The following is a 15,477-nucleotide window of genomic DNA, read 5'->3' as shown; positions in this document are numbered from 1 at the left end:
ATTATTTTCCTATGCGGATGGTGGTATTTTTTTGTCTATTAAATGCTCCACTTCATCAAGAGATGTGAGCGACAAATTTAGTGAACTATCAGCCCAGTATTTTTGACATAAATTTTCAAAGATGATTTGGACACAAGATGAAACATCATTTGTTCCAAAGAGTTCTACATTTTCTTCTCTGGAAAGAAGATTATTTAACGATGCGGGAGTTAACTCTTTTGCTAGCTCCTTGGCGTACCCACCCAATCCCCCGACAAGGTATCGAGGTATTCTTAGCATTTCTGCAAGATGCATTTCCTCGGCAATACCTGGATTAAAACCATCCCTATCATGCATTTTTCCACCAACAGTAACCATCAAGTTTTGAGAGGAAATCAATACTCGTCTCATGGCGGTTAAACTATGATTTCTGGTTGTCGGATCGGAAATATCTCCATCACCAAACTTTTTAGTGATGATGAGTTCTGCGACATCGGTCAATGATTGAATATTTTCATCTGAATAGTCAGAAAACCATAAGTCGGACATAACAAGAGTTACTGGAGGTTTATCAAAATTAATAGCATGCAGGCGAGCCTGTCTAAGGATAATCGGTGTGAAACTGGGGTGACTTCCATGAATAACACGTCCTCCATACTTAAACACTAACCCACTAAAAAGAGAAACAAATTCAAGGATTCCACGATCCATTGCTGGTTCTGACCAGTTACTGCGTTCTGGTATGGCCCCTGATATTCCAACCTCAAGGCCTTGAAGCGATACATTTAACTTAGAATTATTCAGCGGAATGTTACTCATGCATTACCCACTTTTGTAAAATTTGATGCCAAGAGTGCTGATATTTCCTGGTGATGCAATATTATCGTTTCGGCATCCAGTAGTTCAGAGAGATCATCATCCGACAATAGATCACCATCATAGATGAAAAGCGAATAATTAGCATGGGGTTGACTGGAAATAAAATCTTTGAAGTACTTGAAAGATGGTGGGTAAATAATAGAGTAAATTGAACAATGACTATAAACCGTTGTTCGGATTCTTGCATTACGCTGTTGTTGCGACCTATATACTGAAAGAGACTGGTTTAAAGCACACCAGTCGTATCCGGCGTTAAGAAAATTCTTTTTAACCTTGAAAGGTATACGGCATTTTCTAATAAAAATATCGCATAGATAAGTTTCTAATTCTAATACGATATTGTCAAGATCAACTGGCGATAAAATCGTTTTAACTGGAGGTGTATTAAAGTCAACCTCAAGCCAGCGTTGCAAACTCAGTAAAGTACGGAAGCGCGGTCCTTTCTTACGGTCTGATTTTGGTCTGAATACGATCGGAAGAATAGGGATTAGTTTTCCATCAGCAATGTCAACTTCCTCTTTTATCCATTTGGATTCTGGTGACGCTGGAGTGTCAATCAGGAGCAACAAATTTGCATTGTCCAGAGCTTTTTCAATTTGTATCTGGACCGGTTCTCCAGGTAGAATTTTTGTATAGCCATCAAATTCTTTAGCTTCATCTAGCCAGGGTTTGTGCCCCAGATTTAAAAGATGTTGATACAATTGCTCAGCAATATCTCTTCCATCTTGAGCGCGATAGGAAATAAATATCTTTGTGTCTCGACCCTGTAGGCGTAAACCCATCATTGCACCTGCACGACAGATAATCATCTTTTCAGATTCCAGAACGTTGTTCGGGTCATATGGTAGCGCTTTGAATTGAGAGAGTGCTTTTGGTGGGACGGGACAAGTACTTTCTAAAGCAATAGGAAGTACTAGTGCGGTATCGGGTCTATTTTCCAGATAAGATCTAACAAATTTATCAGCATCGTCAGAAAATTGACTGTGATCATAAAGAACGATCAATAAATCATTCCATTCTTCTTCGCAAGGCCACGAGCTAACTTTCGATTCAGACATAGTCATAACAGATACGTGATTCTGAAAAGCATTAAGAATAATGTTTTTCATTCTTTCAGCGAGTATGCTGTTGATTGTATTATGCAAAATTAGGATCATTTTTTATCTTTTAGGTGTTAAGTTTATGATTGTGCATGCGTATTGGTAAGGGTAAAAGTTACATTTTTCCTTTTCATAACCAGAGTTAGAATGTTTCTATTCGACAACCTTGGTTATATTATATTTATCTATTTCTCCTGAAATTTTCACTGCTTTTTCAATGTATAAATCGGGGGTGTTGATGAAGCTTGACCATTTGACAGAGTATATGTATGAAGAGTTCCCAATGTACACTTTAGAAGTTTCAGAGTGATATTCGCAGTCAGAATATTCAGGTTGCTTAATGTTGAACATGTTATCTTTCATGATCTTGAACAAACTATTTGTATTCAATGTCCTGCACTTACAATGCGGGCATGAATTCTCAACTATGAAATATTCATAACTTCCTAATTCATCAGGTAACACTACTGCAAGAAGAGCATTGGGATTGGATGTGCGGTCATCGCGTTTTTTCTTCCTTAGTGAATATGATATTTCCCATGGCATCCACTGGTCTTTTTCTAATTCGTGGGGATTAACCATTCCTTTAGATATGATGATGATCGTAACTGAGCTATCAAATATTTTATCACCGAGTTTAGTTTGAATTATGTCGTCTTTGAAATCGCTTAAATCAGCATCATCCTTTTCACCCTTATTTATATGGTTTTTATCTTTTAATATTTCCTGAATTTTATCAACATAGGTGCGCGCAGTTGTTTCTTCATTATCCAACTCAAGAACTTTATCATCCGCATACTTGTATGTTACGAATATTTTATGGCCCATTCTATTGCCCCAGATTTGTGATGTTGATTGATGTCTTACAGAAAAGACATCCTTTTTATTTGGGTTTTATCTTGCTGTTAACTATGAAAATGTTTTCAGTGGATATTAATAGAAAGGATAAAATATGTCATGAACAATTCCTGCTATATTTATTGACAGGAAGCAAGGTTATATAAGGTTAAGATTTTTTGCTGTCTTATCATGATTTTTTTATACATCCATCTGCCGATTGGCTTCTTTTCTTTACTATCAATAACAAAATTTAATCGCTAGCACAATGTACTTTGCTTGTAAAGTGCGTCAGAGGGGAGGCTTTAATGACGCTGATTATTTCCAGAAGATTACAGATCTGCAAGCGAAATTCTTTTACAAGAATTTCTAATCCCCCTGCAGCCTTAACTTAAGATCAATAATACGTTAATTCTCATTGGTATTATTAACTCAAGCCTATGCAAAATAAGCTATGACATGTTCCCGCAAGTTTTGAGCAATGTCTGCTGTTGGCACAGAGCAGACGTTCCTTATCTCTGGCTATGTTGATCCCTAGGAAAGAGGTCATCACGCTGAGTTTATCAACCGGTGATGGGCCTCAGCTAACTGAATGGCCCTTTAATGCTTTTTCTCAATCAAAAGGTATGGATGAGCCCAGTCAGTTACTTCTTCGTATGAAACAAATCCATCTTGCTCCAGTGCGCAAACGCTCTTGTGGCTGATGACGTAATCATATACAGCGCGGCTTTCCAGACCCTGTAACATGTGCGACAACAATTTTCGGCCCATCACATCCGACTTCCAGCGTTTACGTGATGCCTTATCTTTCCAGGTGATGTTGAAAGGCTGCCCTACCGCATTAGTAACGCATTTACCGTAATGATTGGTTTTTGCTTTGGCCTCGTAACTATCCAGCAAAAAAGCCAAATCTCGCCGTAAAGGCGTCAGAAGGCGTTTCCATTGCTTCAAGACTCTTTCAGCCTCTGCCTCACCTAATTCACGATTCAACAAGCGTCTTGTGCTGGATTTAAGTGATAGGGTAACAAAACCAGCATTGAATACACTGGAAAACCGAAATTGCTTAACCAGTTCTTCCGCAATACGTAGTACCCGGCAGATATAGCTTGTTTCCAGTACTTCAAGGGACTCTGCCGAAATGCCAATACCCAACAGCTCATGCCGCAGAATCTCAAACTGGCATCCCTTGATATCATAATTGACACCACGCGCCAGACATGCCCACTTCATGGCAGAGGGCAAGCTCTGAAAGCCTGTACCAACTTCAAAGGATCTCCCGCCAATGTACGCAGTTTTATACGATTGCCTGTAAGCCACCATTAACGGTGACTCTTTCACCATCTCCACGCCAGTTTCAGCCAGTCTCGACAGGAAATTGAAAATGAATACTTTATTCTTCGTAGTGGGATTCTCGTTATAGTAATCCAGCAGTGCATCCAGATTGATTTCAAGCGGCTCAAGATTGTTCCAGACCCCCACTACCAACGCCCTGAAGGCAGCGTTAGGGATATCGCGTTTAGACTGCTCATGTTTGGCATGTTGCCCTCGATCAATGGCAATCCCAATCAGTTCATCAAATGAGTAACTTTCACGCTTGGTGAAAATGTCAGTCAGATAATGGTAGCGATCCTTACGGCTAAGGTATGCCTCTCTGTCGTTGCCAAACAACTTACGCAGGAAACGTTGAGATACAGCATATTCCCGGCAAGAGCTTTGAGCATTGGAATACCCGGTTAGTTTGATAATTCCCGCGCATACCAGTGCCTCCATTGCACGCTCCTTGGTCGGCCCACTTTTCTTGAATACTCCAGGGAGTTTCGCCCTACCCAGCTCAAAGGATACTGGCACAGAATAAGACCATTTTTTATTCGCCTTAATCTTTGCTTTTTTCCTGTTCTTGCGACTACAGGTAGCAACACAAATAACGTGCTGGAGAAATGCTGCAATATTACGATAAAAAGGGCGCCGTAGACTTGGCACACCATTATAAGGGATACTGAAAACAACTTCTTTGAAATAATTCAGCGTTGAATCTGTGACAAGAATATTGTTGTACGTAATGTATGGCTTCATAATTCACCTGTATATAGAGATCAAAGCCCCATGCCCTGCCCCCATTTATTTACAGCTGAATTACTCAAACCTTACGTGAACCCAACAAGGTTCAGATGGTTATTAGATGATAATAATATTGGAGACTGGAGCCTCATGATAGCTGATACTGGATAATGGCTATAGTATGTAATGACATATATACAATAATACAGAGATAGAGTGTATATAGAGCATAATAGATACGTCTATATACCTTGTAGACGCAAATAGCGAATAAATATCAGCTTAGCCAGAATGGGATTAGCGGATACGTAAAACGTTACCGGTTATTAAGCGGTGCAACTTCCTCCCGGTACTATTCCACAGCGGTTGTTGATACATGTTATTTTCTGGATTTTATTCTTTTGAAACCTCGAATTTGCTCTAAACCGCTGATCCTTGCAACTGTCAGAGTCAGGGAAAGTCATCGTCGGTTTTCCCCTACCATTATACGAGGTGTAGATCTGACCCAAAACGATACCGGTAGTTTGCCGATCCGCCACACCAAAATTCGACAACGTTGGACGGTCTGGAAGGATGATTTTTTGCAGATCACTCATTTCGGTTCTGCCTGTTAGACAATCAATCAGCGAAGTAACTGGCCTGTGAATCTGCCGGGCTGGTCGCCATACAACAGACTGATGACGAAGCGGAATACAGCCCCTTGCTTATGAATTACTGTTGAAGAACCGCAACCCGGCTCAGCGCTGAATGCAGAATTGCACAGTCAGAGACCAGGTTCGCCTACAAAGCCGCAATCACTAAATCACTCAATCACTTTTTCCAAAGCGCCAAATGTTTTCGCCATGGTTGGCCTGCCAGTGCTGAGTAGTGTTGATCACCCATTTTCAGCAACTAGGCGAGTTAACGCATCTACATACCCTCCCGATATCCTCTTTGCACGATTTCAGTGAAAAGCTCATCAACAAACCTTGTTGCGATCATGGGTATTCAGCGTCAGAATGGTCATCATGATCAACCCGTATTTCAACAGATTGCGATCACTTACAACGTCAGGTTAAGAGGCCTATGAATACCGATTTGATGCCCAATTTCTGGAAGCTGTCACATGGCTGGAAGGAGTTCTCATTCCTGGATATGGTCGAATGTATTGATGAAAAGCTCGTCTACATTCACCGCACGACCGCTGGTAAAGGGCAGTCTTCCGTCAGCCAAGCAGAGGAGTTTGTAAACGCTCCGATTGGTGATTACTTCTACCTGACTCACGGTAATCAGGGTGTATACCTGCTTGGTCAGTTCACTGGCCCGGTTAACTATTTCACAAAACACAGTGATGGTTGGATGGACAGACCATTCCGGCTGATCCACAAAGCCAATGCCAGAGAGGCGTATTATGGCGTCGAGAAATGGTGGACACCTAATCACAACTCAACTTTTGTTAAGGTTCCGCACCACGAATATAATTTATTTGAAGAGCTGATATTGACGCCCTATTTCGATATCAACCTGAAAGATTTTTAACTTAAAAAGCGAGCAAATATGAAGGGAGTTTTAGAGAAATGTACTTTGGAAGACTTTAACTACATATCAGCCACTCTGGATAGCTATGTATCTTTCACAAACGATAAGCGCAGAAAAACACTATTATCTGCATATCAAAACAATCCAGCATTGCATGCTGAATTAATATCACTTATTGACACACAAATAAAATACTTCGGTTCTTCCGATTTGGCTTATCTGAAGAGGCATTTAATTAATGGGGAAGGTTCTATTCCAGCCACGGAGATCATTGATGATGTATGCAAAAAACTAAAGGTCAATGTTAAAGTCGGCGGCTCGATAGAATCAAAACTTGAAAAGCTGGTGCTCTCCGTTGTTGAGAAGGAACTATTAAGCAAGACGCCAGAAGAATTATCAAAATGTTTCAATGAGCTGGGGGTAGGTGATATTGACAGAGAGGAGATAATCTCCCATATCAAAAAGAATGGCAAAGTGGCAATTTTGCCTATTGTATTTCAGATCCTTGGACTGACCCCACAACAGTAGACATTTCCTGTCCTCACGACGAGGCCTGTTCAAAGGCCTCCGGACTGACGCCGCCGAGATGGCTGTGGCGCCGGGCCCGGTTGTAGAACACTTCAATGTAATCGAAGATATCGGCCCGGGCCAGATCCCGGGTTTTATAGATGCGCTTTCTGATCCGTTCTTTTTTCAGCGAACTGAAGAACGACTCCGCTACCGCATTATCCCAGCAGTTGCCACGCCGGCTCATGCTCGGGGCCAGGTTATTGGCCCGGCAGAAGCGCTGCCAGTCGTCGCTGCCGTACTGGCTGCCCTGATCGCTGTGTACGATAACCTCGCCGTCCGGTTTTCGTCGCCACACGGCCATCATGAGCGCATCCAGCGCCAGTTCGCGTGAGAGAGTGGGTTTCATCGACCAGCCCACCACGTTACGGGCGAAGAGATCGATAACCACCGCCAGATATAACCAGCCCTGCCAGGTGCGGATATAGGTAATGTCGGTTACCCAGACCTGATTGGCCCGGACAACGGTAAACTGCCGCTGCACACGATTAGGCGCAACCACTGAAGGTCTGCCGGCGATACGACGCGGAGCTTTATAGCCGCGCACGGCTTTAATCCGGTTCAGTTGCATAATACGGCCCACCCGATTTTTACCGCAGATTTCCCCGATTTCGTTCAGGTCGCCATGAACCCGGCGGTAACCGTATACGCCTCCGCTCAGTGAATAGGAGTCACGGATAAGCGTCAGCAGACGCTGGTTATCTTTATCCCGCGCGGAGACCGGGTTATGCAGCCACGCATAAAACCCGGCCCGGGCAACGCACAACACCCGACACATCGTCATGACACCCCATACAGTGCGGTGCTCATTGATAAAGCGGTACTTCAGTCGGGCTCCCTTGCAAAGTACCGCGCGGCCTTTTTCAGTATGTCCCGTTCTTCCTCAGTGCGCTTCAGTTGGGCCCTGAGCTTCAGGATCTCGCTTTTCGCTTCCAGTAAATCACGGGCATGCTGCTCGCTGTTATCGGGTTTAATAGCCCGTAACCACTTATAGAGACTGTGTGCTGAAACGCCCAGCCGGTCAGAAACTTCGGCGACGGAATAACCGCGTTCCGTTATCTGACGGACGGCTTCTTCCTTAAATTCAGGTGTAAATCGTGGTGTGCCCATACGCTCCTCCTATGCTCAAACTATAGGGCAGGATCGTCTACCGGGGCGGGGTCAGTCCAACTATAGGGTAGGATCGTCTACCGGGGCGGGGTCAGTCCACCTTGGTCCTAAAATTGCACTTGGGATCGTAGAAACCATTATCGTCAGTCTCATCGCTCAGATGATTGGAAGGGAGGCGGCAAAACAACTCGTCAAAGAGTTACTCAAGCGTAACCCATGGATTAATAGCTTAGGACCCATTCTATGGGCTATATCTGGAGCATGGATTGCTTATGATCTGCAAGGTCCAGCCTATCGCAAAACCGTGCCAATTTGCCTGTATCTGGGGATCGTAGCTTTGCGTGATGGCGAAGAAATGCTTTGAGGTAAAAAGGAGTGGTTATAAGCCACTCCTTTAAGCCCTTACCATATTGTAAAATTATTCTTCAATAAGCTTATCAAGCTTTTTGCAGATAAAACAGTAGCGACGACCAACTTGCTTACGCTTATAGACAATCTGAATAGTACTGTAATCCTTATTCGCATCGGATAATAATACCCCTTGCTTTGTTAATAGCATCAGGATGCCTTTGCGCTGAGATTTCGGCAAGCAGTTATGTAACAGATCCTTATCAACTGCATATACGGCCCGACCTTTAACTTTATGGATAATGACCGGTGACTTTTTAATCGCCGTTTGGGTTACGCGATCATTTCCAATCAGATTTAAAAGATCACCCTTTTTGCAAAAATCAATAATTGCATTCAACGAGTTACCCATTAGGGGTTTGGTTATTTCAGGTTCAGACAAAACTACCTTAAGAGAATCCTGGTAGCAGGTTGAGATCCCTTTCATGATCTCCTGCTTTGTAAAGGGCAAAACACCATATTTCACAGCAATGGAACCTGCTACATAAGCGATTGCAAAACGTTTGGCGATACGCACCTGAATGCCGGAGTTACGATCTACCTTGTGCTTATCCAGAAAGAACTCAATCCCTTTTTCAAGCTTCCGCTTCACGTTTTCACGATCGTCCCGAATATCAGCCACCAGGCGCTTGAGAAAGGCAGGTTTGGCACTGCCATAATAGCGGTGAGTTGCATCCTTGATCGCATGAACAAGTTCGTTACTGGAATTGACATCATCTGGCAGTGATTCGAAGATCCCCATTTCAGCACCAGCATCTGCATTAACGTCGATTACACGCACATTTTCGCCTTCAAGGCGCTCAACGTTCCCGGAAGCAGCAAGTTGTTGAAGACTGCACTCACCCGTACTGAAAATACTTACCTGCCATTCAGCAACTTTGTTCTCATACATTGCAGAGCGTGTTTTCCCTTTCCCTCCGGAAAGCGTATACACACGGTTTTGCATAATCTTAGCAGCTGCCAGTACGTCTTTATCTAACAGCTTCGACTCATCGAGAACTAGGTAGCTGTCGTTATGGGCCACGGCAATCTCCTCAAGCCCTTTATCCGTATTGTTCCACAGTACGACAACATCTTTAGGTGATCCTGCTAATGATGCCAGCATGTAGGCACTGGACGTTTTTCCTATACTACTCATCCCCCACAAATGAAACCCACCCCCTTCCATACCTGAAAGCTTAAGGAGAAAACCTGAAAATCCGCAGCACACAGCCAACATAATACGCGAGCTATATAGTGCATATGGAGCGACATTCATTTTCCATAATTTTAATGTTCCCAGTTTTTCTTCGGCTGGTAAATGATTTCTCGCGTTGGGGTGTAATATTGGTTTATCCCCTTTAACGTTGCCAATAATTTTATCATTAGCGCGTAAATAAGCATCACCATAAAAACCAGGTTTATAACACAATGTGATTATTTTATCTGTTTCCTTGACAATTTCTTGATGGGCCCGAACCCAATATTCTTTACTAACATCAGGATTGTGTCCAAATTTTAGTAAGTTTTTTTTCAACTCCAGAACACTCACTAACGCTGCCGAAGGGACAAGTACACGAGTTGACTCCAGCCCTTGCGAATCAGTTACCTTAATAAGCCGGTATGCAACCGGGCATAATTCGGAAATCCTTGTGCGCGCCAGTAATTTAACAAATAACACTTCTTCTTTTTGATTTAATTTCTCTTTATATTTTTCATTTGCTTTCCTATATTGTATTTAAAGACCCCCTCACCATTACTATGATTAGAATCATAATTATGGCGAACGGGATCCCCAGTATGATTTTTCATACGAGATTATTTTTTGAATAACGACCGAAATATTATGCAATTGGCTCATTCGCCAATAAATTATTTTCTCACTTCATTATCAAATGATCACCATACTTCCTCACCTTATACATAAAGGTTAACTCTGCGATCCCAAGAGAATCTAACATAAGAAGAGAATCAGCATGTTGCTTACTCAGCAGACGATACTTTTTTGTCCAGCGCTTCCTTTTTCTTTCCTTACCCCCTTGTATATAATAATCATCATACTGTATTGATTCGACTCGCCACCAGATAGCTTTAAACCGATAACTCACCTGTCGTACAGGTTTTTTTAAGTTACTCACGAGCATAGGGCGGTTTATTACATTTTTACGCGTATTCATATTCCTCTTATTTTTCATCCTGGCACGAAGGTTTCTAATAGCCTGTTTGTCATTTTGAATAATGAGATGAAAATGCGGCACCCATTTATTAATATCCATATGAAAATCCATTTCAAACCCGCCAATCACCATTGCAGAAAAACCGCACTCTTTTAACCAACGTTTAAGTCGTGCTATTAATGTATCGAGTCTCCATTTTAATAATTGATCATCACTAAACGCATCCTGATAGAAAATCAGGGTCGCACTTCGCCATTTCTTGTGTTTATTACATAAACGAAGTACCTCTCCAATTATTTCCAACCGGTGTCGTCTAAAGCATTCGGGACATGCAGCACTTCCACAAGGTTCTCCAGGCCAACAATTTTCAAGCTTTATTGCCAGTTTTAGATAGACCCTTTTATCCAGCCGCCTTCCAGTATTTCGTAATGATTTAATACGCTTTGATTTTTCTTCGCAGGCATCATTGATAGTCTCAAACTTAGGAAGCAGCCTTTTAATCTCTTTTTCAAGCTTCTTAAATCGCAGGTTATCTGGATGCTGAATCACCGCTCCTTTTCTCTTCGCTGATAGAATTTTCATATGAATTTTCCATCGTTGACAGACTTACGGCCAGAAATCCATGTTTCTATGTCTTCTTCGAGCCAACCGACACTACGACCTTCTGGTGACAGACGAAGCTGCGAAGGAAAGTGTCCTTTAGACATTAATCTATAAACAGATGATCTTGAAATGCCACAGCGGTACAAGACATCATGAATTTTCAAAACACGTTTTATTGCCATGGTTCCTCCTGAAATCTGATGGGAGTATCCTAAACCATGGTTTTTAGGGGGTTCCGTAGGTAAAAAGTAAGAATAGATCAATCCCATCCAGAGCAATCGTTTGCGGATTAAACATCAATGTTTTGAGAAAAAATCAGGTAAAAAATCCAAAAAGTTAATCATTTGATTTTTATGAATAAATATTTATAATTTTTTTCTCAGGCCACTTGGTGATTGATGCAGCATATTGTTGAAAAATAAAATCAGAATAACCCACTAATGAAGGGGCTAGTATTATGTCCGAGGAGAATTTAATACCAATTTATCCTGAAATTGGAGCGGATTCCCTAAGAAAGCTGAGAATAATTGCTTCGCAGCTCTATCCTGACTGGGCAGAAGAAGATAAAAAGAGTGGTGAACCGCTGAATATAACCCTGAGCTACTGCATTGAATTGGCCTATAACCTGCTTGAAAAGTCCCTCGAAAACCATCCCCTGTACGATATCCTGCCTCCCCCCAAAACGGTTAAAGCCCAGACCCTATATGGCATTTACCAGCGCATAACTACGCTAAAAAATAACGGCAGCACAACAGCACAGATGGTGGCTTATTTCAATCGGGCGCAATTTCCCACCCCGGATGACCTGTTCGCAGACAAGCCTCTGACTGCCGCGGTCCGGAAGCCATCACGCTGGCTTAACCGTGATGTGACTGCACTTATTACCCGTGATGGGCAGCCCACCCAACTGCTGAGAGAACACCTGGTGGAACTGAACGAGCGCGGACAACGCAAAAGAAGGCCGGGAGCGAAAAGTGTGCGTTAGTTTCGCGCGGCACCAGTTACAGGACGAACTATATTAGCTATTACCAGCATTTCAGTTGCTGACTTGCGTGTGTTTTCATCCTTTCATCACGGCAGTCATAACGGGTAGTTGTGGATATGTCACTGTGCCCTGCCAGCTGGCGTACGGTGTTAATATCCACGCCTTGTTCTAACAAGCGCGTAATGAAGGTGCGCCGCATGTCGTGAGGAGTAAAACGCGCCATGCCTGCATCATGCTGTAACTGCTCCAGGATGCCGGTTAAACCGGTCGTTGTCAGCGGCTGGCTAGCAACCCTGCCGTTGCGCTGAATGCGGTTAAACAATGCATCCCCGGCCTCTTTCACTCCACTGGCTTTAATCCATGCGCGGATGGCTTTATCTACCGCTGCCGCAACATATATCTCCCGGTATTTACGTCCCTTCCCCTGCCTCACTGTAAGAATGCCATTGTCATAGTCCCGGTGTTCAAGGCTGACCAGTTCTCCGGCCCGCAAACCTGCACCGCAAAGTGTCATTACAATGGCGGCATCACGACAACAGCGGATACGCTGCGGATGCCGTTTAGCAACCTGAACAAGTGCACGAACCTCTTCCCGGCTGAGTGCCCTTCCCTTGCGCTGGTTATCGCCACTGACGCGCTTGACTGCCCGGATACGGGCAAGCGTGTCCGCCTCCAGGCAATTGAGGTTAAAGGCCGTCTGCGCAATGCCCCGGAGTGCTGACAGTGCCATATTGACCGACGACACGGCATAACCGTCATCCAGCAGTGCCGCACGTACTTTAGCGACAGCGGCGAAGCTAAGTTGCTCCCAGGGGTAGCTGGCTGCATCCGCACCGCGTTTAAGTATGCTGGCGCTGCGGTTTAACAGGCTGGTGATCCCCCTCCGCCCCGACGGGGCAAGACCGCTGATATAGGCATCCAGCACGGTAGTTTTCACCACAGGCGCGACCTGGCGCAGCGCAGCCCTGCTCATGCGTTTAACCTGCTATAACATGTATTAAACCAGGTAACTGTCTGCATCAGACCAGCCCTCGCTCAGCCAGTGACACCGTCTCCGCCCCGGCCACAATAAAGTGGTCCAGCAAGCGTACATCCAGCATTTGCAGTAGCTCCTGCAGCCGCTTAGTTATCCGGATATCGCACTTGCTGGGTTCAGCCTCACCGCTGGGGTGGTTGTGCACAAGGATGACTGCGGCGGCGTTATGCCTGAGTACCTGCTTGATTACCTCCCGGGGATGAACGCTGACCGTATTTAACGAGCCCCGGAACAGCATTTCCCGATGCAGAAACTGGTGTTGGTTATCGAGCAGGATAATGCCAAACTCCTCATGCTCCAGCAGGGCCATTTCATACATTACGCACCGCCGTACATCATCAGGAGAGCAAAGCTGGACGCCACGCTGGTAGCGCCGGCTGATAATGTCGCGGGCCTGGTCCAGGATGCGGGTTTCATGCAGGGTAAACGTCGTCATGTTCAGAACTCCCGTTCGATGAAGTAAATGGCTTCGGGAAACAACTGGCGGCGGGCCGCGCCAGCACGTAAGGAGAAGGCCTTACGGGGCATGGAGATTCGCCCGTTGCTGTCGAAAAACCAGAGCGTTTCTTCGTCCATTCTGGTGACAAGGGACCAGTGAAACTGGTCGCTGAGCATAATCAGGCGGGAGTGGTCTGTTACCGCCAGGAACCGCCTCATTTCACTGAAAACCCGCCCTTCCACAAGACCGCGACTTCCTTCGAAAGGTTTGCTGATTTGGACCGGAAACTGGCGGTGGTAGTGGCCTTTCCGGAGTACCTGCGTAATCAGCCAGTCGAGCCGGTTTTCATCTATCCCTTCGGTCAGCCATTCATGCAAAGGCCAGCGTTGCTGATAGGCCTGAAGAAGTCGGTTCATGAGTGGTTTTCGCTTCACCCGACCGTCATACAGCCAGCTCAGCATATTCACCACACAGTACGCGCCGCAAAGACAGTCAAGCTCTCCCTGTACAGACGCGTGGATCCCTCTGTTAGCAGTCACAGATAATGTCTCCATCAATAATTAGCTGTCAGTGTGGCGGGATTATCTTTCCCACATAACGGTGAGCGTGTAGATATTCAGGAAGTGGTAATGAACGAAGTTTCTCTGCCAGAGTGCAAAAATATCGCGTCCTTCCCCTGGGGGTAAATCACCGGCATAGGACAGGAAGACATAGCGCTGACTCCAGCTGATATCGATTTCCTTTTCGAGCTCCGGGTCTGTCCCCATATATTTGAAGTCCGTGATGTAATCGAAATACCATTCATCGTTGCGGGAGATAAGCCTTATTTCAACCGGATGAAACCCACCATTTTCAGCGCTGTAATTGATATCTTTGAACAGCAACGTAACAGCACGAATATTCGGTTTAACTGGCGGCTTTTTACTGAGCTCAGCCAGTATAATATTAATGAGTTCCTGACTTACGGGCATGGACAGCCCTTCCTGACGGATAATATTCATTGTATTTACTCCGGTAAAAATGCGCTTGGGTTGATGACACAAATACTAATTAAACCTAACCCGTACTGACTTTTCAGACGATGGACGCCCTCCCGCCAGAAGGGATATAAAATGAAACACTAAGTTGGCTATTAGTTTATGCATCAGCTACTGAATAATATGACACTATTCAGTAATGACATTTTACCAGGAATATACTTTCAACGCAAATAGTTTCAATTGGGAACTAATTTTAATGTGGTTTTGTGAATTCATCTAAAAAATGGATAAGGCTTTTCTTTTTAGCGCTATCTAACTTATTCCAGACTTGATCGAGATGCTGTTTTAATTCGGCATCAAGTCCAGTAACAAAGCTAGACGGTATATTAGAAACGTTTAAATCCTCCATGCAATCAATAAAGAACCAGCTTATTGGCGTTTTTAATGCAACTGCAATTTTAACTAAATGAGCAATATTGATCTTATTAGTTCCTCGCTCGTAGCGAGAGAGTTGCTGCTGAGAAATATCGATAGTCTCTGCGAGATCGGCTGCAGTTAGCCCAGCTTCCTTACGTCTGGTCTGAATACGCTGCCCTACCAACTTATCAGCTGAATCTGCTACCAGTTTAACCATCATTTGATCTCCAGAACGTCCATAAGAGGAAGTCTGGGGCTTTTTTACTCTTGCATGAACATCACCAATGGATATAAAATCGATAAAATACTCACTTATAGACAATTAAAGGCTATAACTGAGCAATCGAGTGGTGCCAAAATCACCATTAGTTGAATCTTCGAACAAAGGTGGCCTGAAAAGGGGAA

General features: G+C 44.1%; 16 protein-coding genes. 3 read left to right on the top strand and 13 right to left on the bottom strand.

Translation table 11 applies throughout. The annotated features are described in order from the left end of the window. Nucleotides 1-9: 9 nt before the first annotated feature. From C813_RS27605 to C813_RS27590, 4 genes are all read right to left on the bottom strand, one after another. Nucleotides 10-798 carry a hypothetical protein gene (locus C813_RS27605; RefSeq protein WP_017460041.1) on the bottom strand — a complete coding sequence of 263 codons (789 nt, stop codon included), beginning with the start codon at nucleotides 796-798 and terminating at the stop codon, nucleotides 10-12. Continuing rightward, complete coding sequence (locus C813_RS27600; protein ID WP_158512902.1) at nucleotides 795-1,967, bottom strand: toll/interleukin-1 receptor domain-containing protein; 1,173 nt, start codon at nucleotides 1,965-1,967, stop codon at nucleotides 795-797. Before C813_RS27600 ends, C813_RS27605 begins: the two co-directional genes overlap by 4 nt. 144 nt (nucleotides 1,968-2,111) lie before the next feature. Further along, entirely contained in the window at nucleotides 2,112-2,786 is a 675-nt protein-coding gene (locus C813_RS27595) for a TIR domain-containing protein (protein WP_017460039.1), read from the bottom strand. Nucleotides 2,787-3,395: 609 nt separating this feature from the next. Further along, entirely contained in the window at nucleotides 3,396-4,868 is a 1,473-nt protein-coding gene (locus C813_RS27590) for a hypothetical protein (RefSeq protein WP_017460038.1), read from the bottom strand. Nucleotides 4,869-5,918: 1,050 nt separating this feature from the next. Here C813_RS27590 and C813_RS27585 point away from each other — a divergent pair. Both C813_RS27585 and C813_RS27580 read left to right on the top strand, forming a co-directional pair. Continuing rightward, entirely contained in the window at nucleotides 5,919-6,371 is a 453-nt protein-coding gene (locus C813_RS27585; RefSeq protein WP_017460037.1) for a hypothetical protein, read from the top strand. A gap of 18 nt (nucleotides 6,372-6,389) precedes the next feature. Continuing rightward, a complete protein-coding gene (locus C813_RS27580) occupies nucleotides 6,390-6,899 on the top strand; it encodes a hypothetical protein (RefSeq protein WP_017460036.1) in 510 nt (169 codons plus the stop codon). Nucleotides 6,900-6,912: 13 nt separating this feature from the next. Here the strand turns inward: C813_RS27580 and C813_RS27575 are convergent. The 4 genes from C813_RS27575 to C813_RS46265 form a co-directional block, all read right to left on the bottom strand. Further along, a protein-coding gene (locus tag C813_RS27575) for an IS3 family transposase (RefSeq protein ID WP_202969604.1) occupies nucleotides 6,913-8,048 on the bottom strand; the annotation gives its coding sequence in 2 pieces (ribosomal slippage) (nucleotides 6,913-7,802 and nucleotides 7,802-8,048; 1,137 coding nt in all). 418 nt (nucleotides 8,049-8,466) lie between these two features. After that, a complete protein-coding gene (locus tag C813_RS27560; protein ID WP_025263857.1) occupies nucleotides 8,467-10,116 on the bottom strand; it encodes a DUF927 domain-containing protein in 1,650 nt (549 codons plus the stop codon). A 199-nt stretch (nucleotides 10,117-10,315) separates the two neighbouring features. Beyond that, nucleotides 10,316-11,194 (bottom strand): hypothetical protein, encoded by an 879-nt coding sequence (locus C813_RS27555; protein WP_017457737.1) that lies wholly within the window; start codon nucleotides 11,192-11,194, stop codon nucleotides 10,316-10,318. Further along, the gene (locus tag C813_RS46265) at nucleotides 11,191-11,397 is read right to left on the bottom strand and encodes a helix-turn-helix transcriptional regulator (protein ID WP_071957260.1); all 207 of its coding nucleotides are present in this window, start codon (nucleotides 11,395-11,397) and stop codon (nucleotides 11,191-11,193) included. The genes C813_RS27555 and C813_RS46265 overlap by 4 nt, the downstream gene beginning before the upstream one ends. A 275-nt stretch (nucleotides 11,398-11,672) precedes the next feature. Between C813_RS46265 and C813_RS27550 the strand changes: the two genes are divergently transcribed. Further along, nucleotides 11,673-12,200 carry a hypothetical protein gene (locus C813_RS27550; RefSeq protein WP_017457736.1) on the top strand — a complete coding sequence of 176 codons (528 nt, stop codon included), beginning with the start codon at nucleotides 11,673-11,675 and terminating at the stop codon, nucleotides 12,198-12,200. A gap of 40 nt (nucleotides 12,201-12,240) precedes the next feature. Here the strand turns inward: C813_RS27550 and C813_RS27545 are convergent, their stop codons facing one another. The 5 genes from C813_RS27545 to C813_RS27525 all read right to left on the bottom strand — a co-directional run bounded on the left by C813_RS27545 (nucleotide 12,241) and on the right by C813_RS27525 (nucleotide 15,289). Continuing rightward, the gene (locus C813_RS27545; protein ID WP_017457735.1) at nucleotides 12,241-13,173 is read right to left on the bottom strand and encodes a tyrosine-type recombinase/integrase; all 933 of its coding nucleotides are present in this window, start codon (nucleotides 13,171-13,173) and stop codon (nucleotides 12,241-12,243) included. A gap of 46 nt (nucleotides 13,174-13,219) precedes the next feature. After that, nucleotides 13,220-13,672, bottom strand: coding sequence for a RadC family protein (gene radC, locus C813_RS27540; RefSeq protein ID WP_017457734.1), 453 nt, complete (start codon nucleotides 13,670-13,672; stop codon nucleotides 13,220-13,222). Nucleotides 13,673-13,674: 2 nt separating this feature from the next. After that, nucleotides 13,675-14,136, bottom strand: a complete 462-nt coding sequence (locus tag C813_RS27535) for a hypothetical protein (protein ID WP_051487240.1) — start codon at nucleotides 14,134-14,136, stop codon at nucleotides 13,675-13,677. Between the two features lie 120 nt (nucleotides 14,137-14,256). Further along, nucleotides 14,257-14,676: a DUF2787 family protein gene (locus C813_RS27530; protein ID WP_017457732.1), complete on the bottom strand. Its 420-nt coding sequence runs from the start codon at nucleotides 14,674-14,676 to the stop codon at nucleotides 14,257-14,259. A gap of 232 nt (nucleotides 14,677-14,908) precedes the next feature. Next, a complete protein-coding gene (locus tag C813_RS27525; RefSeq protein WP_025263855.1) occupies nucleotides 14,909-15,289 on the bottom strand; it encodes a helix-turn-helix domain-containing protein in 381 nt (126 codons plus the stop codon). Nucleotides 15,290-15,477 lie beyond the last annotated feature (188 nt).

The sequence above is a fragment of the Kosakonia sacchari SP1 genome (genome assembly GCF_000300455.3).
GTDB lineage: Bacteria > Pseudomonadota > Gammaproteobacteria > Enterobacterales > Enterobacteriaceae > Kosakonia > Kosakonia sacchari.
Note: the sequence above shows the minus strand (reverse complement) of the source record. Positions and strands in the feature narration are given on the sequence as shown.